Genomic DNA, 25811 nt, shown 5'->3' with positions numbered 1-25811 from the left:
GCAAGATGTCGCGCAGAAGCTGGAATTATTTGACAGCAGAATGGATCTCAGGCGCGTGGCGCTTGCGCGGTGGACCCCCGGACCACCAACTCCGGTTCGAACAAGAGCTCTTCGGCGGTGACGCTGCTCCCGCCGATCTGGGCGTTGAGCAGCTCGACGGCCGCCCGGCCCATCGACTCGATGGGCTGGCGGACGGTGGTCAGGGGCGGCTCGGTGCAGTTCATCAGCGCGGAGTCGTCGTAGCCGACGACGGACACCTGTGAGGGCACGCCGAGTCCCTTGCGACGGGCGGCGCGTACGACACCGAGGGCGAGCGGGTCGCTGGCGCAGATGAAACCGGTGACCCCGCGGTCGATGAGCCGGGCGGCCGCCGCGTGGCCGCCCTCGATCGAGAACATGGCCCGCGCGATGTGCGCGTCGGGCAGCTCGGGGGCGAGCGCACGGGCCGCCGCCAGCTTCCGCGCCGAGGGCATGTGGTCGGCGGGCCCGAGCACCAGACCGATGCGCTCGTGACCGAGCGAGACGAGGTGGCGCCAGGCCTGCTCGACCGCCACGGCGTCGTCGCAGGAGACGCACGGGAAGCCGAGGTGCTCGATGGCCGCGTTGACCAGCACCACCGGGATGTTGCGGTCCGCGAGCTGCCGGTAGTGCTCGTGCGGGGCGTCGGCCTGCGCGTACAGTCCGCCCGCGAACACCACGCCGGAGACCTGCTGTTGGAGCAGCAGCTCCACATAGTCCGCCTCGGAGACGCCGCCCTTGGTCTGGGTGCAGAGCACCGGCGTCAGCCCGAGCTGCGCGAGCGCCCCGCCGATCACTTCGGCGAACGCCGGGAAGATCGGGTTCTGCAGCTCGGGCAGGACGAGCCCCACGAGCCGCGCGCGTTCACCGCGCAGCTGGGTGGGCCGCTCGTAGCCGAGCACGTCCAGCGCCGAGAGCACCGCCTGCCGGGTGGAGTCGGAGACGCCGGGCTTCCCGTTGAGCACCCGGCTGACCGTGGCCTCGCTGACCCCGACCTTCTTCGCCACCTGAGCAAGTCGTCGCGTCATGCACGCAAGAATAGCGCAAGAAATGCAAGCTGCTTGCGTAATACCCACTTGGCCCGGTGGGACCTAGTGGGCCGCCCACAGGCCACGGACGTGGCCCAGGTGCCGGGTCATGACCCTCCGTACGGCCTCGGGGTCGCGGTCCACGAGGGCGTCGAGGAGTTCGAGGTGCTCCTCGGCGGAGTCCTGGAGGCGGCCCGCCTCGACCAGGGCGTTGAGGCCGTACAGGCGCGAGCGCTTGCGGAGGTCGCCGACGACCTCGACCAGGTGGGCGTTGCCCGCGAGGGCGAGCAGACCGAGGTGGAAGCGGATGTCCGCCTCGACGTAGGCGATGAGGTCACCGGCCGCCGCCGCGGTCACGATCTCCCGGGCGGCCGGGCGAAGCGCCTCCAGGGAGACCCGGTCCGCGGTGGTGGCCAGCTGCACGGTGGTGGGGATCTCGATCAGCGAGCGGATGTGGGTGTACTCGTCGAGCTGCTTCTCGGAGACCGCGGTGACCCGGAAGCCCTTGTTGGGCACCGTGTCGACGAGGCCCTCCTTGGCGAGGTCGAGCATGGCCTCGCGCACCGGTGTCGCCGAGACGCCGAAGCGGGCGGCGAGCGTGGGCGCGGAGTACACCTCGCCGGCCCGCAGTTCGCCCGCGATCAGCGCGGCCCGCAGGGCGTCGGCGACGCGCTCGCGGTAGCTGCTCTTCTTTCCGCCGAGGACGGGCAGGGCGGTGGGAGCGGCGGAGGGTGCGCTGCTGCGCGTGGCGGGCATGGGTCGACTCCTCGTACGGCAGGGGCACCGGTGCAATGTCATGCGGTACCAGTATCGCTAAAGCACGAAACCCGCCGGGAAGGGGTCGGTCGGGTCCAGCAGGTACTGGGCGGTGCCGGTGATCCAGGCGCGGCCGGTGAAGCTGGGCAGCACCGCCGGGATTCCGGCGACCTCGGTCGTGCCGAGCAGTCGTCCCGTGAACTGCGTCCCGATGAAGGACTCGTTCACGAACTCCGTGTGCAGGGGGAGTTCACCGCGGGCGTGCAGTTGCGCCATGCGCGCGCTGGTGCCCGTACCGCAGGGCGAGCGGTCGAACCAGCCGGGGTGGATCGCCATGGCGTGGCGCGAGTGACGGGCGGTGGCGCCGGGCGCGTACAGGTGGACGTGGTGGCAGCCGCGGATGGACGGGTCCTCGGGGTGGACCGGCTCGTCCTCGGCGTTGACGGCCGCCATCAGCGACAGTCCGGCGGCGAGGATCTCCTCCTTTCGCGACCGGTCGAAGGGCAGGCCGAACCGCTCCAGCGGCAGAATGGCGTAGAAGTTGCCGCCGTACGCGAGGTCGTACGTCACCGTCCGGCCGTCGGGCAGGGTGGCCTTGCGGTCGAGGCCCGCCGAGAAGGACGGCACGTTCTTGAGCGTGACCGCGCGGGCGGCGCCGTCCTCGACCGCGACCTCGGCGACGACGAGGCCCGCCGGGGTGTCGAGCCGGATCGTGGTGACCGGCTCGACGACCTCGACCATGCCCGTCTCCACCAGGACGGTCGCCACGCCGATGGTGCCGTGCCCGCACATCGGGAGGTAGCCCGACACCTCGATGTAGAGGACGCCGTAGTCACAGTCCGGGCGGGTGGGCGGCTGGAGGATGGCGCCGCTCATCGCGGAGTGGCCGCGCGGCTCGTTCATCAGAAGCTGCTTGATGTCGTCGCGGTGCTCGCGGAAGTACAGCCGCCGCTCGTTCATGGTCGCGCCGGGGATGGTCCCGATGCCGCCGGTGATCACCCGGGTGGGCATGCCCTCGGTGTGCGAGTCGACGGCGTGCAGGACGAGTTTGCTGCGCATGGGATCTCCGTAACTCCCGCTGTTCGCGGGGAACTTGGCCCGATCAAGGAGCGGCGCTCAGACGAGACCGGCGGCGAGGGCCTTCTCGGTGGCGGCGCGGACCGTGGCCTCCTGCTCGGGCAGCAGCGGGACGCGCGGTGGACGCACCCGCCCGCCGTGCCGGCCCACGATGTCCATGGACAGCTTGATGGCCTGGACGAACTCGACCTGGGAGTCCCAGCGCAGCAGCGGGTGCAGCCGACGGTAGAGCAGCCGTGCCGTGTCGAGGTCGCCCCCGACGGCCGCGTGGTACAGCTCGACGCTCGCGGCGGGCAGCGCGTTCGGGTAGCCGGCCACCCAGCCCTTGGCGCCCGCGACGGCGAGCTCCAGCAGAACGTCGTCGGCGCCGATCAACAGGTCGAGTTCGGGGGCGAGTTCGGCGATCCGGTAGGCGCGGCGGACATCACCGGAGAACTCCTTGACGCCGTGGATGTACCCCTCCGCGTGCAGCTTCGCGAGCAGTTCGGGCACCAGGTCGACCTTGGTGTCGATGGGGTTGTTGTACGCGACGACCGGGACGCCCACCTCGGCGACCGCCTCGTAGTGGGCGAGGACGGAACGCTCGTCGGCGCGGTAGGCGTTCGGCGGCAGCAACATCACGGACCGGCAGCCGGCGTCGCGGGCCTGCTCGGCCCAGCGGCGGGCCTCGGCGGAGCCGTAGGCGGCGACGCCGGGCATCACGCGGGAGCCGCCGATCGCCGACACCGCCGTCTCCACGACCTTCGCGCGCTCCTCGGGCGTGAGCACCTGGTACTCGCCGAGCGAGCCGTTCGGTACGACCCCGTCGCAGCCGTTCTCGACGAGCCAGGCGCAGTGCTGCGCGTAGCGGTCGTAGTCGACGGAGAGGTCCTCGTTCAGCGGGAGCGCGGTGGCGACGAGGACGCCGCGCCAGGGACGGTTATCGGTTGAGGTCATGAGCGGTTCCCTCTCCGTGGTGTGTGACATTTTACTGAGGTCGGTGACGGTGGGGCGGTACGAAGGTGGTCAGTCGTTCTCGGGATCCCCGGCCCGCGCCAGCACCCCGAGCGGTACCGGGCGGGCCAACAACCGTCGCACGGGCGTCTGTTCGCATCCGGCGAGTCCGGCGACGGCGGGCTCGCACATCCGGCCCTGGCACCAGCCCATCCCCGCGCGGGTGAGCAGCTTCACGGTCCTGACGTCGCCCGCGCCGAGCTCGTCGACGGCGTTCCTGACCGCACCGGCGGTGACCTCCTCGCAGCGGCACACGACGGTGTCGTCGGTGACCTGATCCGTCCAGTGCGCGGGCGGCGCGTAGACGGTGTCGAGCGCGGCGAAGAACTCCCGTGCTCTCCTGCGGGACCTGGCGGCGCGCGCCCAGGTGTGCGGGTCGGGCCGCGTCCCCGTCAGCCGGGCCGCGGCCGAGCGTCCCGCGATGTGCCCCTCGGCGAGCGACAGTGCCGCGCCACCGATGCCGGTGGTCTCGCCCGCGGCCCATACGCCGGGCACGTCGGTGCGCTGTTCCTCGTCCACGGCGACGTTCAGGCCGTCGATACGGCAGCCGAGCGACTCGGCGAGGTCGATGTGCGCCAGCATGCCGTGACCGACGGCGAGCGTGTCGCACGCGATGCGCCGTTCGGTGCCGGGCCCGACCCGTCCGTGGGTGTCGAGCGCGGCGACGGTCACGGCGTCGAGCCGCTGCTCGCCGTGTGCCGCGACGACGGTGTGCCGTGCGAGCAACTTGACGTGGTGTCGCAGGAGTTGGGCGCCGTAGCGTATTCCCTCGGCGACCTTCCCGGGCTGTGCGGCCAGTGCCAGGGGCCGCCGCAGGAACGCCTTCGGGTCGGCGGACTCGACGAGGGCGGCGACCTCGACCCCCGCCGCGGCGAGCCCGGTCGCCACGGGCAGCAGCAGGGGCCCGGTCCCCGCCACGACCGCCCGCTGCCCGGGGACGACGAGCCCGCCCTTCAGCATGGCCTGCGCGCCACCGGCGGTGACGACCCCGGGGAGGGTCCAGCCCGGGAACGGCAGCACCTTCTCGTACCCACCGGTGGCGAGGAGCACGGCGTCGGCGCGGACGGTGACGGGCTCCTCCTGGAGGGGGCCGAGCAGCGCGTGCACGACAAGTCCCACGGATTCCGCACGTTCCACGGGTTCGACGCACCACACGTGGTGGTCCGCCAGATGCCTGATCGTGCCCGCCTCGACCCGCGCGGCCAGTGCGTCCCCGAGACGCCGCCAGGTCCGCCACCGGTGGTGCAGCGCCTCCGGGTGCCGGGCCCCGAGTCCCGCCGGGGGCCTGCGGTAGAACTGGCCGCCCGCTCCGGCCGCCGAGTCGATCAGCGTGACCCGGACACCGTGGGCCGCGGCGGCCAGGGACGCGGCCAGCCCGGCCGGTCCCGCGCCGATCACCGCGAGGTGCGGTCGCTCAGTCGCCATGGCCCGTCCCCTCCTGCGTACGGATCGTGTCGCCCGCTCGGACCGGCACCAGGCAGGCCCGCTGGTTGGGGCGGTCGTTGACGGTCACCAGGCAGTCGAAGCAGACGCCGATGCCGCAGAAGACGCCGCGCGGGCGGCCCGTGCCGCGGGTGGCGCGCCAGGAGGTGACGCCCGCGGCCCACAGTGCGGCGGCGACGGTCTGCCCGGGCAGGGCCGTGATCTCGCGGCCGTCCAGGGTGATGGTGAACGCGGGGCCCGGCTCGGCCCCGACCAGCTCCAGGGGATTCACCCGGCCTCCTTCGGGAAGCGGTCGGGCCGGAACGGCGTGAGGTCCAGGTCGGGCGTCCCGCCCGCGACGACCTGCGCGATCAGCCGTCCGGTGCCGGTGGCGAGGCCGATGCCCGCGCCCTCGTGCCCGCAGGCGTGGAAGAGCCCCGGCACCCGTGGATCGGGGCCGATCGCGGGCAGGTGGTCGGGCATGTACGGCCGGAAACCCAGGTACGTCCGCAGGGCCCGTACGTCGGCGAGGAACGGGAACAGGCGGGTCGCCCCGGCCGCCAGCGCCCGTACGGCCGGCAGCGAGAACGACCGGTCGAAGCCGACCCGTTCACGACTCGCGCCGATCAGGATCGGCCCCGCCGCGGTGCCCTCCACGACGGGTGAGGTCCCCAGCGCGGCCGAGTCGCTGGCCACGTCGGCGACGTAGTCCGCGGCGTACACCTTGTGCCGCACCCGGCGCGGCAGTGGCTCGGTCACCAGCACGAAGCCGCGTCGGGGCAGAACGGGCAGGAAGACGCCCGCGAGGGCGGCCACTTCGGCGCCCCAGGTGCCGGCCGCGTTGACGACCACCGGGGCGTGCAGGTCACCACGGTCGGTCCGCACGCCGCGTACCGCCCCGTCCGCCGTGCGCAGCACCTCGGTCACGGTCCGCCCCGTCAGCAGCCGTGCCCCCGAGGCGCGTACCAGGTGCGCCGCGGCGAGCGCCGGCATCACCTGGGTGTCCTGGGGGTAGTGCACGGCGCCCGGCAGGCCGGGTGCCAAGTGGGGTTCCAGTGTGTGGAGTTGGTCGGCGGCGACCGGTACCGCCTCGACCCCGGCGGCTCGTTGTCCCGCCGCGAAGGTCTCCAGCGCGGTGAGCCCCTCGGGCGTGGCGGCCACGACGACGCCCCCTTTGGCCTCGTACTCGAAGGCCTCGCCCAACTCCTCCGCCAGGTCGGCCCACAGACGCCCCGACAGCAGGGCGAGGTCGAGTTCGGGCCCGGGTTCCTTGTCGGAGACGAGCAGATTGCCCTCACCCGCGCCGGTGGTCCCGCCGGCCACCGGGCCGCGGTCCACCAGAGCGACGTCGAGGCCCGCCCGGGCCGCGTACAGCGCGCAGGCCGCGCCGACCATTCCGGCTCCGACGACCACGAGATCACAGGTCAGCCGCTCGCTCACGCCAGTACTATGTCACATGTCTCTCTCGTCGATAACAGGCGCCGCACGGTCGTTTCTCACTCCGGCTCCCGGAAGACCTACACGAACGGGTGACCGCCTGGCGACGATCCGGCTTCTCCTGCCCCGCTCCGCGGGTGGCCGCGGCCGCCAATCCCGCGCATCTGGCCGGATCGCTCACCAAGGGCCCGGACTTCGGGGCCGTACCGGCAGGGGCGAGGACCGCGCGCCACGACGGGATGCGGCTGATCCCGTGCGACGGAGTACCCCTCGTGCTCGTGGTGCTGGACCCCTGAGCGGGCCCGTGCCCTGGACCGCCGGGCGCGCTCACACCACGCGCAGCTCCGCCGCGCCGTTGCGTGTCCTGCGCGGTCCGGCCGTCATGGGCCGCGCCTCGCGCAGGATCAGGGTCATCCGCGTATATCCCATGTCCTGCAGGGTCTTGGGGGTCTCGCCGACGATCCGGCAGTCCGTGCGGCCCCAGCGGGGATCGGGGTGCACCAGCGGCCGTACGGCGCCGTCGTGCTCGACGGCGTCCGGGCCGACGGCGCGGATCCAGTGCGGCAGGCCCTGCCGGTAGGCGGCCTCCATGATCGGGTCCTGGGCGATGTCCCGGCGGATCGACTGGAGTCCGCGGTCCTGACCGTGGCGCTCCACCGCCGCGGCGAAGTGGGCCAGCATCGGCAGGCACCAGCTCGACTCGTGCTCGCCGAGGACCGTGGCCGCGTCCGGGTGAAACAGGACGAACCGGAGGAAGTTGTCACCCGGCATGGCGGTCGGATGGGGGCCCACGCCGCCGAAAAGTGTCTCGAACGCGGCGTTGGACAACACGACGTCCCAGCGGTGGTCGAAGACGACGGACGGGAACGCGACGGCCTCCAGAAGAGCGGCGTAGTCCTGGAGATACGCCTGAGCCTCGAGACTCTCGGGAACAGGTCGCGGCTGGGACCGCTGCCATCCTGCCTGGTACGCCATCGGGAGGTCACCCCTCTTGCCTCTGCGGCCTTCACGCGGCGCCCCGATCCTGCTGCCCGGAGCTCAGCCATGTCAACTATCGTGGCATTTGGCGCTTGTTGACGGCTGATTCACGCCACAGTTGTGGCGACAGCTGGATGTGAGTTCGAGCGAACGGCTAGTCTCCCGTTGGTCCCTGACCCATGTGAGAGAGACCTGAGAGAACTGCAGCGAGACTGAGAGAGACGTAGGAGATCAGTCGGTGACGGATGGCTTCGAAGTTCCGGGCGCCATGGCGACGGTTCTGCTGCCGGCCGTCGTGGCCCGGGTCACCGCACTCGCCGACCGGCTCGATGTGCAGCACTCCGAGGTTTTCGACGTGCAGCGCCTGTCGGCCGAGTCCGGCGTGCCCCAACCCGTGGTGCGGGCCCTGCTGGGCGGTCGCCCCACCGGGGAACCCGATCTCCAGGCCCGCTTCCTCCAGCGCCTGGACCTGTTGCGCCGCACCCGGCTCAAGCCCAACGGGCGCAAGTACACCCAACAGGAGATCGCCGACGGCGCCGGAATGTCGCGTCAACAGGCGGGCGCCCTCATCAACGGCGACCGGCGCCCCACCATGGAGCACTGCGACGCCATCCAGCGCTTCTTCCGGGTGCACGCGGGGTTCCTGACGGCCGAGGACTCCGAGGCGCTCGTGGGCGCCCTGCAGCGCTCGGAGCAGGAGCTGCTGCAACAGCTCGCCGACCGCGAGCGCGAGGCGGCCGCGGCCGCCGACGACCCGCTGGAGCGGCTGCTCCAGGACCACGGCGTCCGCGGAATCGCCTGGCGGGCCGCGCAGTTGCCCACCGACCAGCACCGCGACAAGGTCGCCGAATGGCTGGACATGCTCTTGGAGAGCGTCAAGCGGCCCGAGTCGTGATCCGGGGGAGAACTGTGGGCATCGGAAGGGACATGCGCCGCCTGTGCGGCGAGTTGGTCGCGGAGCTCTCGCTCCCGGCACCGGCGGAACCCGGCGACCTGTACGCCGCCCTGTGCGACGCCATGAGCAGACGCCGCGGCCGTCCCGTCCAGTTCCGTACGGCCGCGTTCCCGCCCGGCACCGCCAGCGGGCTGTGGCTCGACATGGCCGACCAGGACCTCGTCGTCATCGAGGAACGCACCGCCCCCGACCACCAGTTGGTGATCCTCGGCCACGAACTGTGGCACATGAAGGCCGGGCACTGCAGTCATCACGTCGAGGGCGCCGCCGTCGCGGCCCGCTTACTCAGCGACACCGCCGATCTGCAGGCGACCGTCCTGAGGGTCGCCGCGCGCACCCGCTTCGACCTCGCGGACGAGAAGGAGGCCGAGAGCTTCGGTCTGCTGCTCGCCAGCAAGTGCCGTACCTGGCTGGCTGGTTCGCCGCTGCGCGGGCCGGTGAGCCGGGACGGTCTGGCCGGTCGCATCGAGGCGTCCCTGGGATACCGCGGACCGCAGGGCTGAGGCGCCTTCCCGGACATGGACGGATCCAGCTACTACGTGCCGGCCGTCGCCATGGGCGCCGCCCTCGCCGTCAAGGCGCCCACCCTGATCCGCGGCTGGCGCGACCCGCTGCTGCGGTCGGTGGGCGTCCTGCTGGCGCTGGCCTGTCTGGTGTTCCTCTTCGCGGCCCCGCCGACCATCGCCGAGGTCAACGACCTCACAGGCATCCCCAACGTCTCGGCGCCCCTGGTCTACTGCCTGCTGAGCGTCTTCAGCGCGTCCTGTCTGGTGCTGATCATCCACTGGCGCGGCGGCCCGCCCGAGGTCACCCGCCGGCTCTCCCGCCGCTGGATCACCGGGTACGGCGTCGTCAGTGTGGCGCTGGTCGTGCTCTACCTGCTCGGGGACTGCCCCGAGGAGCGCCTGCGGGACCTCGACACCTACTACGCCAACACCCCGTTCATCCGCGAGATGATCGTCCTCTACCTCGTGGCACTGACCGTCGCGGGCGTCGCGATGAACGTCATGTGCTGGCGCTGGGCCCTTCAGGTGGACGGCTGGCTGCGGGCCGGGCTGCTGACGATCGCGGTCGGCTTCCTCTTCAACGTCCCCTACTCGGCGACCAAGTTCATCGCCGTCGTGGCCCGCTGGAACGGCGCGAACCTGGACGGTCTGAGCACGGACGTGGCCCCTGTGCTGGCCTCCGTCGGAGCCCAGGTCAGCGCGGTCGGCTTCCTGCTCCCGCTGGCCTGTCAGCGCATCGGGGACAGCTGGACCACCTGGTCGACGTACCGCCGGCTCGGGCCGCTGTGGCGCGAGCTGAGGACGGTCTCGGCGCACGCGGACCACGCGGTGCGGATCTCCTGGTGGTCCTCCGCCGAACTCCAGGTCACCCAGCGGGAGTCCGACATCCACGACGGCATGCTCAGCCTGTACCCCTACTTCGACTCCGCGGTACGCTCCCTCGCCTACGACGCGGCCGTGACGGCGGGCTCCGAGCCCGCCCAGGCTCAGGCCGAGGCCGACGCGGCGATGGTGACGGCGGCGGTGCGGGCCAGGGCGACCGACCCGGAGGGCAGGGTCATCAACGCGGCGGAGGCCGCCACCACCCCCGCCGCTTCCGCCGAGGGTCCACGCGACCTCGTACGGATGTCGATGGCCCTGCGTCAGTCACCCGTCGTCGCGGCCGTCCGAGGACGGGCCGCGACCAGGTCAGAGAGCGACTTCCATGAGCAATCCCGCTAACGCGGCAGCAGGCGACAGAGGTACGGTCCCCCGTCGGGCCGTCGTCATCGGCGCGGGGACGGCCGGTCTGCTGGCCGCCGCCGCCCTGGCCCCGTACGCCGAGGTCACCGTCGTCGAGCGCGACGTCCTGCCGGACGGGCCCGCGCCGCGCAAGGGCCTCCCGCAGGCCCGACACGCCCATCTGCTGTTGTCCGGCGGCGCCCGCGCGATGGAGGAGCTGCTGCCGGGGGTGACCGCCGCCTGGCTCGCCGCGGGCGCCCGCCGGATCCCGATGCCCACCGGATTCGTCTCGCTGACGGCGCAGGGCTGGCTGCGGCGCTGGCCCGAGATGGAGTTCATGATCTCGTGCAGCCGTGATCTGCTCGACTCGGTACTGCGCGACCAGGTCGCCACGAAGGACCGGGTGACCGTCGTGGACGGCACGGAGCTGCTCGGTCTGGAGGGCGACGCCTCCCGGGTGACGGGCGTGCGCGTACAGATGCGCGACGGCGGGCAACGGGTGCTACCGGCCGACCTGGTGGTGGACGCCTCGGGGCGCGGCTCGCGCTCCACCCTCTGGCTCGACGCGCTGGGTGTCGCACCGGCGCCGCTGGACGAGGTCGACTCCGGACTCACCTATGCCAGCCGGATCTTCCGGGCACCGGCCGGCACCGAGGACTACCCCGTGGTCGGTGTACAGCCCGACCCGGCGCAGCCCGTGCCGGGCCGCTCCGCGACGATCGTGCCCGTCGAGGGCGGGCGCTGGCTGGTGACGCTGTCGGGCACCCGCGAGGGACAGCCGACGGATTCCGTCGAGGAGTTCGAGCCGTTCGCGCGCGGCCTGCGCCATCCCGTGGTGGGCGAGCTGATCGCGCACGCGCAGCCGCTGACGGATGTCGCCGTCAGCCGCAGCACGATCAACCGGCGGCGCTTCTTCGAGAAGGTCAAGGGCTGGCCGGAGGGGTTCGTCGCGCTCGGCGACGCCGTCGCCACGTACAACCCGGTCTACGGGCACGGCATGACGGTGGCCGCGCAGGGCGCGCTGGCGCTGCGCGGCCAGCTCGCCGAGCACGGGATCGCGGCGCCGGGGCTCGCGCGGCGGGTGCAGCGGGCGGTGGCCCTTCCGGTGACGATCGCCTGGGAGCTGGCCACGGGCACGGACATCCGCTACCCGGGCGCGATCGGCGAGCAGCCCGGGCTCGCGCGGAAGTTGCTGGGGCGCTACGTCGACCGGCTCCTGCGCACGGCGGCGGGACGCCCCCTGGCGGCCCGGGCGTTCCTGGCCGCGATCACCCTCTCCGCTCCCCTGTCCACGCTGGTCGCGCCGAAGGTCGCCGTCGCCGTACTGCGCGGCCCGCGGCGCGCTCCCCTGACCGCCCCGCCCTTCACTGCCGAGGAGCGGGAAGCGGTGCTGAGCGTCCCGGAGCCGTCGGGAACGCCGGCAGTGCGCTGAGCGGCGGGCGGACGTCCCGCCGCGCCGGGCACCGTCGGCGGTGGGTGTCAGGTCGCGCTGCGTTCGCTCGCCTCGCGCAGGTCGCGCTCCACCGCCCGGTTGTGGGCGGTGTCGGGCCGGCCGGCCGTGGTGCCGGGGCGGCCCGCGCGCAGCAGTTCGCGCCAGTGCTCGCGGCTCCAGTCGGCCGGGCTGGTGGTGCTGGTGAACTCCTCGACAAGGTCGAGGAAACGGGCCGGGTCGCTGTGGAAGGGGAAGTGGCCCGCGCCCTCGAAGATCTCCAGCCGGCTGCCCGGCATGGCCTGGTGCGCGCCGTACGCGTGTCGCACCGGCACCACGCTGTCCCGGTCGCCCCAGAGCAGCATCGTGGGCATGCCCTCGGTCAGATAGCAGCGGTCGAGCATGGTCACCGCCTGCCCGCGCCAGTCGACGACCGCCCGCAGAGTCCGGATGAACGCGCTGCGGGAGGTCGCGTCGGGCAGCGCGTCGACGAGGTTGAGCAACTCCGGCGCGTCCTGGCCCAGATCTGTGTCCAGGAGCCTCATCAGCCGAAGGAACAGGCCGACTTGGAGCCGCATGCCGGGCAGCCGCAGCGCGGAGAGCATGAGGTGGGCGCCCGGCAGCGAGACGGCCCGCAGTACGGGGTTGACCTCGCCGCCGACGCCGCCCGCGCTGACCAGGATCAGCCGTTCGGTGCGCTCCGGGAACTGGTAGGCGAACTGCATGGCGACACCGCCGCCGAGCGAGTGCCCGACCAGGGTGGCGGACTCGACGTCGAGCGTGGTGAGCAGATCGCGGACCCCGTTGGCGTACGCGGCCACCGAGTAGTCGGCGCGCGGCTTGTCGGAGGAGCCGTGGCCGAGCAGGTCGGGCGCGATCACCGTGTGGGAGCGTGCGAGGTCGGGGATCAGGTCCGCCCAGGTCGCCGAGGAGTCGCCGATGCCGTGAATCAGGACGAGCGCGGGGCCCTCACCGGCCACGCGGTAGGCACGACGGTAGCCGTGCACGACGCGGTGCTGCAGACGCAGCTCCGCGCCGCCCACGGAGCGCAGCCGCGGGTTGCGCCGCGGACGCCGAGGCGGTACGTCGACCACGGGCTCACCTCCTGTTCCAGGCCGCCGTGAAGGCGGCTTCCCTGCCGCCGAGAAGGCGTTTCCCGGCTCTTCTCACCACCCTAGGGCCCCTGTCCCACAAGGGATTTCCGTGATGTTTCACCTCCGCTAAGCGGGCGAACCCGCACGCATCGAAACCGCGTTGTCAGTGGCGGTTGGCAAGCTGGAGGCACGTACCGCCATGTACCGCTTCGACCAGCCGACCCGGGGAGAGCCGTCCGATGCCGACCGCCGTACTGACCGACCACGAACGCGCCGCCGTGCAGGCCTATCTGCGTCTCCTCCAGACCGTACGAGCGGCGTTCGACGGTCCGCCGGACGGGCGTCGACCACCCGTGGTGCCGCCCGCCGCGCTCGCCGAGGCGGAGCAGGCGCTGGCGGCGGCCGGGCTCGCGGGCAACGAGGAGGAGTTCTTCCGGCTGCTGCACAGCTGGTGTCCGGAGCCCGGAGGCCGCCTTGCCTAGGCCGCGTCGGCCCCGGTGCGCGGAACGGTGACGGCCGTGGCCAGCAGGCCCCGGCGCACGGTCCAGCGTCCTTCGAAGGACTGTATGTGTCGCCCGTTCACCAGCGGTCCGGGCACGAGGAGTTCGGCGCGCAGGCCGCCGGAGCGTGCGGGGCCCTCGTCCGCGAAGAGTTCGATGTCCGCCTCGAAGAAGTCCAGCCACTTTCCGGTGAGGGGGTACCACGCCTTGTAGACGGACTCCTTGGCGCTGAACAGCAGCCGGTCCCAGTGCACGGAGGCGTCCTGCCGCGCCAGTTCGCGCAGCCGGTCGTTCTCCGTGGGCAGGGCCACGGAGACGATGACGTCGTCGGGGAGTTCCTCGTGGGGCTCGGCGTCGATGCCCAGCGAGGCCAGGTCGGTGGCGCGGACGAGGGAGGCGGCACAGTATCCCTCGCAGTGCGTCATGCTGCCGATCAGCCCGGCGGGCCAGACGGGCGCCCCGTGCTCGCCGCGCAGGACGGCCTGCGCGGGCACACCGAGCTTCTCCATGGCCCGGCGGGCACAGGAACGCACGGCGGCGAACTCACGGCGCCGCTTCTCCACGGACCGCGCCACGAGCTCCTGCTCCCCGGGGTACAGCGGCGCGCCCCAGTCCTGGTCGTCACCGCGTGTCTCCACGGTCACGACCGACTCCGGGAGCAGCTCCTCGATCACCGGTTCCGACCTCCATCGGCAGTACGTGGCGCAGGGTGTCCGGCGGGCCGGGGCGGGGCCGCCACTCCCGGGGGTATCCCACCGAGACCTCTTCGAAGCGGACGCCCTCGTGGTGGGTGGTCCGCGGGATGTGCAGATGACCGTAGACCATGACCTGGGCGCGGAAGCGGCGGTGCCAGTCGGCGGTCAGCCGGGTGCCGCACCACATGGCGAACTCGGGGTAGCGCAGGACGTCGGTCGGGTGACGGTCCAGCGGGTAGTGGTTGACCAGGACGGTGGGCAGGTCCTCGGGCAGCTCGGCGAGCCTGCGCTCGGTCTCGGCGACCCGGGCCCGGCACCAGGCCTCGCGGCTCGGGTAGGGGTCGGGGTGCAGGACGTGCTCGTCGGTGCAGATCACCCCGGTCCCCTCGGCGTACGCCATGCCCTCGTCCTTGGTCGCGCAGCCCGGCGGCAGGAACGAGTAGTCGTAGAGCAGGAAGAGCGGTGCGACGACCGCGGGGCCGCCCGGCCCGTCCCAGACGGGGTAGGGGTCTTCGGGGGTCGTGACACCCAACTCCCGGCACATGGCGACGAGATGCTCGTAGCGGGCGACGCCGCGCAGCTGCACGGCGTCCTTGGGGTGGGTCCACAGCTCGTGGTTGCCGGGCGCCCAGACGACCTTGCGGAACCGTCCGCTGAGGGTTTCGAGGGCCCAGTGGATGTCGGCCACGGTCTCCGAGACGTCACCGGCCACGAGGAGCCAGTCGTCGTCGGTGTGCGGGCGCATCTTCTCGACCAGGGCGCGGTTCTCCGCGTACCCGATGTGCAGGTCGCTGATGGCCAGCAGGTTTCCGTGTCCGCCGGCCGTCGACCGCACCCTTGCCACCTCCGAGAAAAGGACTGGAAACACAAGAACACATTCGTCCCCGCGGGACAAGGACGGCCCGCGCGCCGGGCCTCGCGCCCCGGCGCGTCGAGCCTGATTCCGGGGTCTCGGTCAATCCGTAACACGCCCGTAGCGTCACACCGGGCTCGCGCCCCTTATGATCGCCCCAACACAACCGCCACGAACCCTTCTCGGCGTATGACGGTTTGCTGTTCCTCCCTCTCCCTTGGCCGGGCACGGCCTGCTCCGCCGTGCCCGGAACCCTGAAAGGCGGCCTGCATGGGTTCTCGCGTACGCGTCTGGCTCAACCGCACGTACGCGGAGAACGTGTTCTTCATGGACCAGCTGCGAAGTAATCCGCAGCTCCGCCCGGTCGAGATCCATGCCACCCACGGTGATCCCGACTCCCCCGTGCTTGCCGCCGCCGACACCGCCGCCATGGAGCCGGAGGGTCTCTCCCCCGCCGCCTACGTCGAGTACGCCCTCGACCAGTGCGCGCGCCACTCCATCGACGTGTTCGTGCCGGTGCTGCACCAGGCGGCGATCGTGGCGCACCGCGCCGAGTTCGCGGCGCTCGGTACGGCCCTGCTGGCGCCGCCTTCCGAGGCCGTGGCCGTCTTCCTGGACAAGGCCACCGCGTATCAGGCGGTGCAGGCGGTGGGCGTGCCGGTGCCGCCGTGGTGGCGGGTGCGCACCGAGGAGGAGCTCGTCGCCGCGGTCGAGACCCTGGAGGCCGCGGGTCACAAGGCCTGCTTCAAGCCGGCGGCGGGAGCGGGCGGAGTGGGCTTCCGCGTCATCACGCGCGCCCCCTTCTCGCTCGCGCACCTCAATGGATTTCCGAGCCCGTACGTGCCGCTCGACCTGGTCGTGGAGGCGGTGCGGTCGGCGGACGAGCCCGTCGACTGGCTGGTCATGCCGCTCCTGGGGCAGCCGGAGGTGTCCGTCGACTGCCTCACGGCGCCGGACGGCCGGGTCCGTATGGCGGTGGGCCGCACGAAGAACGGACGGCGTCGCGGTTTCACGCTGCACCCTTCGTTCATCGAGCCCGCGCGGCTGCTCGCGGAGGCGTTCGGACTTCACTATCTGACGAACATTCAGTTCCGGATGCTCGGTGACGACCCGGTTCTCATGGACGTCAACACCCGCCCGGCGGGCGGTCTGCACCAGCTCTCGCAGTGCGGCATCAACGCCCCTTGGGCGGCGGTGCGGTTGGCGCTCGGCGAGGAGCCGGGCGAGATGGTGCCGCCGCTGCTCGGGCAGGACTACACCGTGCTCGCGGGTCCCCGTCCGGTGCGTCCGGTCTCGCTGCCGCAACAGCGCACCGACGCGCCCGCGTCCACCCTGCCCGCCGTGCCCGCCCCGGCCCCCGCCACGGAGGCCGCTCCGGCGTCGGAGCCCGCACCCGCCCATGCGTCCAAGGCTTCCAGCGCGACCACGGCCGCCATCGCCCCCGCCTGAGCCTTACGCCGCCTGCTGGGGACTCCTCGCCCCTCTCCCTCAACCCCCTCGCGTCTCACCCTCACCACCCGCTCACCGGTCTGGACCAATTCCGCGCAACGCCTTGACAGCGGGATTGGTCCATACCAACTTGGTTGCGCACCTCTCAGCACTCCCGAAGCACTCCCGAACACCCCCATGCCTCAAGGGAGATCGCGTGCGCATCAACCTCAGAACAGACCTCAGGCGTTCCAGACATCGCGTCCTCGCACTGCTCGGCACCGCCGCCCTGGCGCTGGCCGGGGCGGTCGCGCTGCCCACCACGGCCCAGGCGGCCAACATCCTGTCCAACCCCGGCTTCGAGTCGGGCGGCCTCTCCCCCTGGTCGTGCACCGGGAACCTCGGCTCGGTCGTCTCCAGCCCCGTGCACGGCGGCTCCAAGGCCCTGGCCGGGGCGGTGAGTTCGAGTGACAACGCCCAGTGCAGCCAGACCGTCTCGGTCCAGCCGAACACCACGTACAGCCTCTCGGGCTGGGTGCGCGGCAGTTACGTGTACCTGGGCGTGGACGGCGGCGCCTCGACGTGGACGACGTCCCCGTCGGCGTACAGCCGGCTCAGCGTCTCCTTCACGACCGGCGCCTCGCAGACCAGCGCCAAGATCTACGTCCACGGCTGGTACGCGCAGGGCACCTACTACGCCGACGACATCAGCCTGGACGGTCCGGGCGGCGGAGGCGGCTCCGACACCCAGGCGCCGACCGCGCCGACGAACCTGACCTCCACCGGCAAGACCTCCTCCAGCGTGTCCCTGTCGTGGGGCGCGTCGAGCGACAACGTGGGCGTCACCGCGTACGACGTCTACAGCGGCTCGAACCAGGTGCTGAGCGTCTCGGGGACGAGCGCGACGGTCAGCGGTCTTTCGTCGAGCACCGCCTACACGTTCACGGTGAAGGCGCGGGACGCGGCCGGGAACACCTCCGGGGCCTCCAACTCCGTGTCCGTGACCACGGATGCGGGCGGTGGCGGCGGCACCGGCTTCAAGCAGGCGGCACCGTACCTCTACCTCGGCTGGGGCGACCCGCCGAGCGCGACCTCGGTGATGAGCTCGACCGGCGTCAAGTGGTTCACGATGGCGTTCATGCTGGACTCGGGCGGCTGCAACCCCGCCTGGGACGGCAGCAGGGCGCTCACCGGTGGCAACGACCAGACCGTCATCAACCAGATCCGCTCCGCCGGTGGTGACATCGTCCCGTCGTTCGGCGGCTGGCAGGGCAGCAAGCTCGGGGCCAACTGCTCCTCGGCGAGCGCGCTCGCCGGTGCGCTCCAGAAGGTCATCGACGCCTACGGGCTCAAGGCGATCGACATGGACATCGAGAACACGGACGAGTTCGAGAACGAGGCCGTCCAGGCCAAGATCCTGACCGCGCTGAAGACCGTCAAGGCCAACAACCCGGGCCTGAGGACGATCGTCACCTTCGGCACCTCGACGACCGGACCGACCTACTACGGCAACCGGCTCATCGAGCAGGCGCAGTCGCTGAACGCGGGTATCGACGTCTTCACGATCATGCCGTTCGACTTCGGCGGCGGCTCCGACATGTACGGCAACACCGTCAACGCCGCCGAGGGGCTGAAGGCCAAGCTGAAGTCCACCTTCGGCTGGGACGACGCCACGGCCTACTCCCACATCGGCATCTCCGGCATGAACGGTCTGTCCGACCAGCAGGAGAACACCACCCCGGCGATCTGGACTTCGATCCGCGACTGGGCGAACTCCCACCACATCGCCCGTCTCGCCTACTGGGCGGTCAACCGTGACCGGCCCTGCCCCGGCGGCGGCGTGGTGAGCAACTGCTCCGGCATCAGCCAGAACAACTGGCAGTTCACCTCCATCACGGCCGGGTTCACCGGCTGACGCTCCCGGCGTGGGGGTATCCGGCCGTCAGGCGGTCGGGTACCCCCACGCCCGCGCCAACTCGGCGAGCCTGGGCGGGAGTTGGACGGTCGTCTCGGCGGCCTTGGCGGGCTGGATACGGCCCGACCTGATGGTGTCGCTCCAGTCGCCGAGCTGGGGGCGGAAGGCACCGTGGTCCTGGCTGCCGTAGTCGAGCATGCCGCGCTCCCAGGGGACACCGAGGTAGTCGCACAGGCCCCGGGTGGTCCGCTCGGGGTCGGCGGTGAGTTCCTCGTACGTGATCACGTGCGCGTCGAGGTTCTGCCGGGCCTCCTCCAGCTTCTCGCTGTAGCCGAGCACCTCCTCGTGGATGGCCTCGTGGTCGGGGTCCGAGCGGCGGTTCGTCAGCGAGGTGATGACCGCGCCGGGATGGCGCAACAGCACGATGTAACGGGCGCTGGGCCAACATCGGTGCAGCCGGGGCCAGACGAGGGTGTTCGGCGGGGTCTTGTCGACGATGATCCGCTTGCCGCTGCGGGTGAGTTCGAGGTGCAGCAGCCGGTCCCACAGGGCGTGCTCCAGCTCGTCCTTGTCGAGTTCGAGGGCCCGCATGGCCTCCGCGGTGAAGTCCCGGGACAAGTGGACGTGGACGGTGCGCAGATGCATCTCGTGCGGGGCGCGGATCTGGCTGTGGCTGTTGAGCAGGACCCGCAGCAGGGTCGAGCCGGAGCGCACGGACGAGAGCACGAAGACGGGCGAGTCCACCAGCCGCGGGGCGGGCGGGGCGACGTACGGCAGGCCGTCGGCGCCCTCGGGGCTACGGGGCGACGGCACCCCGTCGAGGGTTCGCCGCGGCGGGCGCACCGCCTCCGCCATCAGCCTCCCCCGGCGCTTCAGCCCCTTGCCGATCGCGGACATACGCGGGTCCCGCACCGTGACACCTCTTTCTCGCTGGTCCCCGCATCACAAGGGGGAAGGGCGAACTCCAGGTGTCACGCAGAAGAAGCGCCGTGGTCACGGCGGGCGCGAAGCCTGCCGTGACCAGGCCATTTACCGTTTCCTTAATACTTCATGGGAACTGGCGTCATGCCTTCGCCACGGCCAGCCGCAGCGTCCGCACCTCGAAGGGGCGCAGCGCGACCGCAATCGTGTTCCCGTCCGTGTCGGCCGTGGTCAGCGGGCGCTCCAGGAGGTCGGTCACCTGGGCCCCCGCGAGCGGGAAGCCGGTGCGCAGGGTGCCGGTGCCGCGACCGCCGCGGGACTCGTAGAGGCGTACGACGACATCGCCCGAGGCGTCGTCGGCGAGCTTGACCGCCTCGATGGTCACGCCCTCCCCGTCGACGGAGACGACGGGCTCGGCCGGACCGGCCGAATCCGCCACCCGCAGCGGCAGGTTGAGCGCGTAGCCCTCCGCGATCGCGTCCTCGATGCTCGCGCCCGGCAGCAGCGCGTAGGTGAAGCGGTGCTTGCCCTGGTCGGCCTCGGGGTCCGGCACCCGCGGCGCGCGCACGAGGGACAGGCGTACGGTCGTGGTCGTACCGCCGTCCTCGCGCACCGTGCGGGAGACGTCGTGGCCGTACGTCGAGTCGTTGATGACCGCGACGCCGTAGCCGGGCTCGGCGATGTGCACCCAGCGGTGGCCGTAGACCTCGAAGCGGGCCGACTCCCAGCTGGTGTTGGTGTGCGTGGGCCGCTGGACATGGCCGAACTGGATCTCCGCGGAGGAGTGCGGGGCCCGGATGTCCACCGGGAAGGCCGCCTTGAGGATCTTCTCCGCCTCGTGCCAGTCGATCTCGGTCTCGACGTCGATCCGGCGGCTGCCGGCCCGCACGGTGATCGTCTGGACGATCCGGGAGCCCTTGCCGAAGGCGCGCTCCACCTTCAGCGCGCCGAGCAGCGGGCCGTCCTCGACGACCGTGACGGACTCGGCGTCGAGCAGGTCCGTGTAGCGGTTCTTGTAGTGCTTGTCGATGTCCCAGGCGTCCCAGTAGTTCGGGAGGTCGCTGTGCAGACGGAGCAGGTTGCCCTTGTCGGCGAGGACCTCACGGTCGGCCGTCAGATCGCGTACGGAGGCCAGCGTGCCGTCCTCGGCCAGCTCGACGCGGACCAGGCCGTTGTCGAGGACGCGGCCATCGACGGTCACCGGCCGCGGGGGCTCAGCCGCGTCGAGCAACGCGCTGCCGCCCGCGGGGACTTCGGCGTACATCGGGATGCCGACGGAGGTGCGGACCACCTCGGCGCGGTCGACCGGGCTGGTGTTGAACACCCGGGTCTCGCCCGAGCCCAGCGCGGCCACGGCCTCGGCCGTGATCGCCTCGACCTCCTTGGCCACCCGCGCGTACTCCGCCTCGGCCTCCCGGTGCACCCAGGCGATGGACGAGCCGGGCAGGATGTCGTGGAACTGGTGGAGCAGGACCGTCTTCCAGAGCCGGTCGAGCTTCTCGTACGGGTAGGAGTAGCCCGGTGCGTTCACGGCGGCGGTGGTCGCCCACAACTCGGCCTCGCGCATGCGGTGTTCGCTGCGCCGGTTGCCCTGCTTGGTGCGGGCCTGCGAGGTGTAGGTGGCGCGGTGCAGCTCCAAGTACAGCTCACCGGACCAGACCTGGTCCGCCGGGATCTCCTCGCGGGCGGTGGCGAAGAAGGCGTCCGGGTGCTCGACGCGGACCTTCGCCGAGCCCTCCAGGCTCGCCAGCCGGCGGGCGCGCTCCATCATCTCGCGGGTGGGGCCACCACCGCCGTCACCGTGGCCGAAGGGCGCCAGCGAGGTCGTACCGCGGCCCTTGTCCTGGTAGTTGCGGACGGCGTGCGCCATCTCCTTGCCGGAGAACTCGACGTTGTAGGTGTCGACGGGCGGGAAGTGCGTGAAGATGCGGGTGCCGTCGAGGCCCTCCCACCAGAAGCTGTGGTGGGGCAGCTTGTTGGTCTGGTTCCAGGAGAGCTTCTGGGTCAGGAACCAGTCGTTGCCGGCGAGCTTGGCGAGCTGCGGGTAGGCCGCGTTGTAGCCGAAGGAGTCCGGCAGCCAGACGCCCTTGGTCTCGATGCCGAAGTGCTCGATGAAGAACCGCTTGCCGTGGATGAGCTGGCGGGCCAGCGCCTCGCCGCCGGGCAGGTTGCCGTCGGCCTCCACCCACATGCCGCCGACCGGCGCCCAGTTCCCGTCGGCGACGGCCTTCTTGATGCGCTCCCACACGTGCGGGTAGTTGTCGCGCACCCACTCGTACTGCTGGGCCTGCGAGCAGGCGAAGACCAACTCCTCGTACTCCTCGGCGAGCGCGGTGACGTTCGAGAAGGTGCGGGAGGTCTTGCGCTTGGTCTCGCGGATCGGCCACAGCCAGGCGGAGTCGATGTGCGCGTGCCCGGCCGCGGAGAGGGTGTGGGCGCTGGCGTGCGCGGGCTTGGCCAGGGTGGGGGCCAGCACCGCGCGGGCGGCGGCGGCCGTCCCGGAGATGTCGTCCAGGTCGAGGGCGTCCATCGCCTGGTCCAGCGCGATCATGATCTCGTGGCGGCGCGGGTCGAGCTCGCCCAGCTCCAGCATCAGCTCGCGCAGCACCTGGACGTCGAGGTCGAGGTGCCAGACGTTCTCGTCGAGGACGGCGATGTCGGCGCGCTTGAAGGTGTAGAGCGGCTTGTCACCGGCGGTGAGGCGGTCGCCGAGCGGGGTCGGGCCCGCGAAGTCGTTCGCCAGGATGTCCGGGTTGGAGGCCGCCTCGACCAGGTAGTGGATCCGCTCGCCGCCGGTGGCCGGGTGGGCGATCGGCACGTACTGGTTCTGCGGGTTGACCGCCTTCAGTGGGACCCCGTCCGGGAGGTGGACGAGCGCCTCGGCCTGGTTGCCGGGCCAGTCGCCCACGAAGCCGAGGTCGAAGACGGCCTCGACGCGCTTGCCCGTCCAGTCCGCGGGAACCGAGCCGCGCATCCGGAACCAGGTGGTGCCCCACGGCGGACCCCAGGGGGTGTCCATCACGAAGGGCTTGTACGGCGCCGCGGCGGCCTCCTCGAAGGGGACCGGCTCGCCGGGCGCCTGCCAGGCCTCGACCTCGAAGGGCACCGAGGCGGCGTAGATCGCGGGCTTGATGCGCTGGTCGTGGACGCGTGCGACGCGCTCCTCGATCCGGCGGCGTTCGTCGTGCATGTGAGGTCTCCAGGAGCCAAGAAGCCAAGAAAGGGGGAAAGCGCTTACTTAAGGTACGCCAGGCCGGGGTGGACCGACGTGTACCCCTCGACCAGACGGCGGGCCACGTTCACGGAGTCGACGAGCGGGTGCAGGGCGAAGGCCTTGACGGCGGTCGTGCGCGAGCCGGACTCGGCGGCGGACAGGACCTCGCGCTCCACCGCCTTGACCGCGCAGACCAGTCCGCTGGCGTGGTCGGGCAGCGGGTCGACGGCGACCGGGTGGGCGCCGTTGGCGTCGACGAGGCAGGGCACCTCGATGACGGCCTCCGTGTCGAGCACGCCCAGCGTGCCGCGGTTGCGGACGTTGAGGATGAGCGTGGTGCGCTCGTCTCGGGCGATGGCCCGCATCAGGGCGAGCGCCACCTTCTCGTAGCCGCCGGAGAGGTCGTCGGCGTCGCGTTCGCCCGCGCCCGCCGCGTCCCGGTTCTCCGCCATGTAGGTGGCCTCGCGCTCGGCCCGCGTACGGTCCCAGGCACTCAGCGCGGCGGTGTCCGGGCGCTTCATCTCGGCGTAGAACTGTTCCTGCTGGTCGCGCAGGAAGGCGCCGCGGGTCTTCTCCGCCTGCTGGTAGGCCCGGACGGCCTCCCGGTTGAAGTAGTAGTAGTGCAGGTACTCGTTCGGGACGGCGCCCAGGGACTGCAGCCACTCCACGCCGAAGAGCTTGCCCTCCTCGAAGGAGCCGAGCAGCTCGGGGTCGGCGAGCAGCCGCGGCAGCTCGTCGCGGCCCGCGACGCGCAGCCCGCGCACCCAGCCGAGGTGGTTGAGGCCGACGTAGTCGATCCAGGCCTCGCGGGGGTTGGCGCCCAGGACGGTGGCGATGCGGCGGCCGAGGCCGACCGGCGAGTCGCAGATGCCGATGACGCGGTCGCCGAGGTGCCGGGACATGGCCTCGGTGACCAGTCCGGCCGGGTTGGTGAAGTTGATGACCCAGGCGTCGGGGGCGAGCCGGGCCACCCGCTGGGCGATGTCCACGGCCACGGGGACCGTGCGCAGGCCGTACGCGATGCCGCCGGCGCCGACCGTCTCCTGGCCGAGGACGCCCTCCGCGAGGGCCACCCGCTCGTCGTCGGCACGCCCCTCGAGGCCGCCGACGCGGATCGCGGAGAAGATGAAGTCGGCGCCGCGCAGGGCGTCGTCGAGGTCGGTGGTGAAGGACACCTCGGGGGCGTCCGGCAGGTCCTTCGCCTGCTCGGCCAGCACCCGGGCGACGGCCGTGAGCCGTCCGGCGTCCACGTCGTGCAGCACGACATGGGTGACGCGGCCCTCGGCGCGGTCCCCGAGGAGTGCCCCGTACACGAGCGGCACCCGGAATCCGCCGCCACCCAGAATCGTCAGCTTCACGCCGTTTCCGCCTTTCCTGTCACGACCACTTGCACGCCCGCCTCTTCCAACGACGACCGCGTCGCCAAGTCCAGCGGGCCGTTCGTCACCACCACGTCCAACTCCTCGGGGCCGCAGACCCGCGCCATCCCCGTACCCGGGAACTTCGCGCGGTCGGCGAGCAGGACGACCTTGTCCCCCGCCGCGATCATGGCCCGCTTGACCGGCACCTCGACGACGGTGGTGTCCATCACCTGCCCGCCGGGCCGTACCCCGCTGGTACCGAGGAACAGCCAGTCGGCGTGCAGTTGGCGCAGGTTGTCCTCGGTGAGGAAGCCGACCAGGGAGCGGTACTCACGGCGGACCATTCCGCCGAGCAGCACCAGCTCTATGTCCTCGTCGTCCACCAGCTCCTCGTAGACCACCAGGTTGCTGGTGATCACGGTGATCCGGCGGCCGTGCAGCTGCCGGGCCAGCCGGTAGGCGGTGGTGCCGATGTCCAGCAGGACGGACTGGCCGTCCTGGACCATCGAGGCGGCGCGCTCCGCGATGGCGTCCTTCTCGGCCACACGGACCTCGGCGACCTCGGCGAAGGGCTGGTCGCCCTCCTCCACGACCGCCCCGCCGTGCACCCGCGTGAGCAGGCCTTCCTCCTCCAGTTTGAGCAGGTCACGGCGGACCGTGGCGGGGCTCACGCCCAGCTGTTCGGAGAGATCGGTCACGGCCGCGGGCCCGCCGGAGCGCAGGGCCCGCAGGATGAGTTGATGTCGTCGCTCTGCCAGCACCCTGTGAACAGTACTCGTCATTCCCAATCATTTCTATGCTCAGTTCTGCTCGACTCTTGCCAAATTGGCCAGAGGCGCGCACGATCCTGTGCACCGCTTGCAGACTTTTGACGAGAGGATGTGCTCGTGGGTGACGAACGGCCCGATGTGATGCTGACCGGGCTGCTCTTCTACGACCTCGTCCTCACCGGACTGGGGAAGCCGCCGACGGCCGGCGAGGAGATCTGGACCGAGGGAATGGGCGTGAGCCCCGGCGGCATCGCCAACCTGGCGGTCGCGGCCTCCCGGTTCGGCCTGCGCACCTCCCTGGCCACGGTCTTCGGCGACGACTACTACGGCGCGTACTGCCGTGAGGTCCTCGCCGACCAGGAGGGCATCGACCTCTCCCTGTCCCGCACCGCGGACGGCTGGCACACTCCCGTCACCGTCTCGCTGGCCCACGGCAACGACCGGGCCCTGGTCACCCACGGCCAGGAACCGCCGTACTCGCAGGACGAGCTGATGGGCGACCCGCCCGAGGCGCGCACCGCCCTCGTGCACATCGAGGCCGAACCGCGCGCCTGGCTCGCCAAGGCCGCCGCGGCCGGCACGCAGATCTACGCGGACGTCGGCTGGGACCCCACACAACAGTGGTCCCGGGACCTCCTCGACCAGCTCTCCCTGTGCCACGCCTTCCTCCCGAACGAGACGGAGGCGATGGCGTACACGCGCACCGAGAGCGCGGTCGCGGCCCTGGGCACGCTGACCGAGCTGGTGCCGGTCGCCGTGGTCACCCGGGGCGGCGACGGCGCGGTCGCGGTGGACCAGACGACGGGCGAGTACGCGGAGGTGCCCGCCCTCCCCGTCGACGTCCTGGACGCGACGGGTGCCGGAGACGTCTTCGGCGCGAGCTTCGTCGCCGCCTCGCTCGGCGGCTGGCCGCTGGAGGAGCGGCTGCGCTTCGCGGTGCTGGCCGCGGGCCTGTCCGTACAGCGGCACGGCGGTGCGCTCGCCGCGCCCGGCTGGTACGGCGTCCACCGCTGGTGGCAGTCGCTCGAAGACCGTGAACTGCGGCGTGCGTACGGCTTCCTGGCCGACCGCGTCCCGGCGGACCCGGGCCCGCCCGTCCGTCCCGCCCCCGTGACCCCGCCCGACGCCACGCGTCGGCCGGGCGCACCCCGATGACCCCACGCGCAACACCCCGTAAGACCCCCCGCATGACACGCACGGCCCGTATGACGCGCATGACCCCACGCATCGCAACGCGAAA

The 25811-nt window shown here is 71.7% G+C and carries 24 protein-coding genes; 9 read left to right on the top strand and 15 right to left on the bottom strand.

From position 1 onward, the window contains the following. Window positions 1-47: 47 nt before the first annotated feature. The 7 genes from ACZ7M3_RS33325 to ACZ7M3_RS33295 all read right to left on the bottom strand — a co-directional run bounded on the left by ACZ7M3_RS33325 (window position 48) and on the right by ACZ7M3_RS33295 (window position 6734). Window positions 48-1046, bottom strand: coding sequence for a LacI family DNA-binding transcriptional regulator (locus ACZ7M3_RS33325; RefSeq protein ID WP_472068119.1), 999 nt, complete (start codon window positions 1044-1046; stop codon window positions 48-50). 63 nt (window positions 1047-1109) lie between these two features. Further along, window positions 1110-1802, bottom strand: coding sequence for a GntR family transcriptional regulator (locus ACZ7M3_RS33320; protein ID WP_351299088.1), 693 nt, complete (start codon window positions 1800-1802; stop codon window positions 1110-1112). A gap of 57 nt (window positions 1803-1859) precedes the next feature. After that, window positions 1860-2861 carry a proline racemase family protein gene (locus tag ACZ7M3_RS33315; protein WP_097287219.1) on the bottom strand — a complete coding sequence of 334 codons (1002 nt, stop codon included), beginning with the start codon at window positions 2859-2861 and terminating at the stop codon, window positions 1860-1862. Between the two features lie 57 nt (window positions 2862-2918). After that, on the bottom strand, window positions 2919-3815 hold the full coding sequence (locus ACZ7M3_RS33310) for a dihydrodipicolinate synthase family protein (RefSeq protein ID WP_472068117.1): 897 nt from the start codon (window positions 3813-3815) through the stop codon (window positions 2919-2921). A 69-nt stretch (window positions 3816-3884) separates the two neighbouring features. Next, entirely contained in the window at window positions 3885-5297 is a 1413-nt protein-coding gene (locus ACZ7M3_RS33305; RefSeq protein WP_472068115.1) for an FAD/NAD(P)-dependent oxidoreductase, read from the bottom strand. After that, a complete protein-coding gene (locus ACZ7M3_RS33300) occupies window positions 5287-5586 on the bottom strand; it encodes a (2Fe-2S)-binding protein (protein WP_472068113.1) in 300 nt (99 codons plus the stop codon). Before ACZ7M3_RS33300 ends, ACZ7M3_RS33305 begins: the two co-directional genes overlap by 11 nt. Beyond that, on the bottom strand, window positions 5583-6734 hold the full coding sequence (locus tag ACZ7M3_RS33295; protein WP_472068111.1) for an NAD(P)/FAD-dependent oxidoreductase: 1152 nt from the start codon (window positions 6732-6734) through the stop codon (window positions 5583-5585). The genes ACZ7M3_RS33300 and ACZ7M3_RS33295 overlap by 4 nt, the downstream gene beginning before the upstream one ends. A 134-nt stretch (window positions 6735-6868) precedes the next feature. Here ACZ7M3_RS33295 and ACZ7M3_RS33290 point away from each other — a divergent pair, with 134 nt between their 5' ends. Beyond that, window positions 6869-7027 carry a hypothetical protein gene (locus tag ACZ7M3_RS33290; RefSeq protein ID WP_472068109.1) on the top strand — a complete coding sequence of 53 codons (159 nt, stop codon included), beginning with the start codon at window positions 6869-6871 and terminating at the stop codon, window positions 7025-7027. A gap of 31 nt (window positions 7028-7058) precedes the next feature. On the opposite strand, the gene ACZ7M3_RS33285 is transcribed toward ACZ7M3_RS33290, so the two are convergent. Continuing rightward, window positions 7059-7706, bottom strand: a complete 648-nt coding sequence (locus ACZ7M3_RS33285; RefSeq protein ID WP_355305734.1) for an MmyB family transcriptional regulator — start codon at window positions 7704-7706, stop codon at window positions 7059-7061. A 241-nt stretch (window positions 7707-7947) separates the two neighbouring features. Between ACZ7M3_RS33285 and ACZ7M3_RS33280 the strand changes: the two genes are divergently transcribed. Genes ACZ7M3_RS33280 through ACZ7M3_RS33265 form a run of 4 tightly spaced genes read left to right on the top strand, consistent with a single transcriptional unit; the run spans window position 7948 to window position 11823 of the window. Next, window positions 7948-8604, top strand: coding sequence for a helix-turn-helix domain-containing protein (locus tag ACZ7M3_RS33280; protein WP_472068107.1), 657 nt, complete (start codon window positions 7948-7950; stop codon window positions 8602-8604). Window positions 8605-8636: 32 nt separating this feature from the next. Then, on the top strand, window positions 8637-9167 hold the full coding sequence (locus ACZ7M3_RS33275; RefSeq protein WP_054236102.1) for a hypothetical protein: 531 nt from the start codon (window positions 8637-8639) through the stop codon (window positions 9165-9167). Between the two features lie 15 nt (window positions 9168-9182). Further along, window positions 9183-10391 (top strand): MAB_1171c family putative transporter, encoded by a 1209-nt coding sequence (locus ACZ7M3_RS33270; protein ID WP_472068105.1) that lies wholly within the window; start codon window positions 9183-9185, stop codon window positions 10389-10391. Further along, window positions 10375-11823: an NAD(P)/FAD-dependent oxidoreductase gene (locus ACZ7M3_RS33265; RefSeq protein ID WP_472068103.1), complete on the top strand. Its 1449-nt coding sequence runs from the start codon at window positions 10375-10377 to the stop codon at window positions 11821-11823. The genes ACZ7M3_RS33270 and ACZ7M3_RS33265 overlap by 17 nt, the downstream gene beginning before the upstream one ends. A 47-nt stretch (window positions 11824-11870) precedes the next feature. On the opposite strand, the gene ACZ7M3_RS33260 is transcribed toward ACZ7M3_RS33265, so the two are convergent. Next, window positions 11871-12914 (bottom strand): alpha/beta fold hydrolase, encoded by a 1044-nt coding sequence (locus ACZ7M3_RS33260; RefSeq protein ID WP_351299130.1) that lies wholly within the window; start codon window positions 12912-12914, stop codon window positions 11871-11873. A 239-nt stretch (window positions 12915-13153) separates the two neighbouring features. Between ACZ7M3_RS33260 and ACZ7M3_RS33255 the strand changes: the two genes are divergently transcribed. Beyond that, window positions 13154-13396 (top strand): hypothetical protein, encoded by a 243-nt coding sequence (locus ACZ7M3_RS33255; protein WP_067361603.1) that lies wholly within the window; start codon window positions 13154-13156, stop codon window positions 13394-13396. On the opposite strand, the gene ACZ7M3_RS33250 is transcribed toward ACZ7M3_RS33255, so the two are convergent. Both ACZ7M3_RS33250 and ACZ7M3_RS33245 read right to left on the bottom strand, forming a co-directional pair. Further along, window positions 13393-14088: a 4'-phosphopantetheinyl transferase family protein gene (locus ACZ7M3_RS33250; protein ID WP_472068101.1), complete on the bottom strand. Its 696-nt coding sequence runs from the start codon at window positions 14086-14088 to the stop codon at window positions 13393-13395. The genes ACZ7M3_RS33255 and ACZ7M3_RS33250 overlap by 4 nt on opposite strands. Next, window positions 14036-14944, bottom strand: a complete 909-nt coding sequence (locus ACZ7M3_RS33245; protein WP_472068099.1) for a metallophosphoesterase family protein — start codon at window positions 14942-14944, stop codon at window positions 14036-14038. The genes ACZ7M3_RS33250 and ACZ7M3_RS33245 overlap by 53 nt, the downstream gene beginning before the upstream one ends. A gap of 288 nt (window positions 14945-15232) precedes the next feature. Between ACZ7M3_RS33245 and ACZ7M3_RS33240 the strand changes: the two genes are divergently transcribed. Next, window positions 15233-16411: an ATP-grasp domain-containing protein gene (locus ACZ7M3_RS33240; RefSeq protein ID WP_472068097.1), complete on the top strand. Its 1179-nt coding sequence runs from the start codon at window positions 15233-15235 to the stop codon at window positions 16409-16411. Between the two features lie 196 nt (window positions 16412-16607). Next, window positions 16608-18305, top strand: a complete 1698-nt coding sequence (locus ACZ7M3_RS33235) for a carbohydrate binding domain-containing protein (protein WP_472068095.1) — start codon at window positions 16608-16610, stop codon at window positions 18303-18305. Between the two features lie 27 nt (window positions 18306-18332). Here the strand turns inward: ACZ7M3_RS33235 and ACZ7M3_RS33230 are convergent, their stop codons facing one another. The 4 genes from ACZ7M3_RS33230 to ACZ7M3_RS33215 form a co-directional block, all read right to left on the bottom strand. Continuing rightward, window positions 18333-19217 carry a sulfotransferase family protein gene (locus ACZ7M3_RS33230; protein ID WP_472068093.1) on the bottom strand — a complete coding sequence of 295 codons (885 nt, stop codon included), beginning with the start codon at window positions 19215-19217 and terminating at the stop codon, window positions 18333-18335. 151 nt (window positions 19218-19368) lie between these two features. After that, entirely contained in the window at window positions 19369-22416 is a 3048-nt protein-coding gene (locus tag ACZ7M3_RS33225; protein WP_472068091.1) for an alpha-mannosidase, read from the bottom strand. 44 nt (window positions 22417-22460) lie between these two features. Further along, window positions 22461-23798, bottom strand: coding sequence for a 6-phospho-beta-glucosidase (locus ACZ7M3_RS33220; RefSeq protein ID WP_217571819.1), 1338 nt, complete (start codon window positions 23796-23798; stop codon window positions 22461-22463). After that, on the bottom strand, window positions 23795-24562 hold the full coding sequence (locus ACZ7M3_RS33215) for a DeoR/GlpR family DNA-binding transcription regulator (protein ID WP_452970018.1): 768 nt from the start codon (window positions 24560-24562) through the stop codon (window positions 23795-23797). Before ACZ7M3_RS33215 ends, ACZ7M3_RS33220 begins: the two co-directional genes overlap by 4 nt. Window positions 24563-24688: 126 nt before the next feature. Between ACZ7M3_RS33215 and ACZ7M3_RS33210 the strand changes: the two genes are divergently transcribed. Beyond that, entirely contained in the window at window positions 24689-25726 is a 1038-nt protein-coding gene (locus tag ACZ7M3_RS33210) for a carbohydrate kinase family protein (RefSeq protein WP_351299166.1), read from the top strand. Window positions 25727-25811 lie beyond the last annotated feature (85 nt).

The organism is Streptomyces sp. NPDC111656 (genome assembly GCF_055656965.1).
The sequence above is the reverse complement of the archived record's forward strand: the minus strand, read 5'-3'. Positions and strand labels throughout refer to the sequence as shown.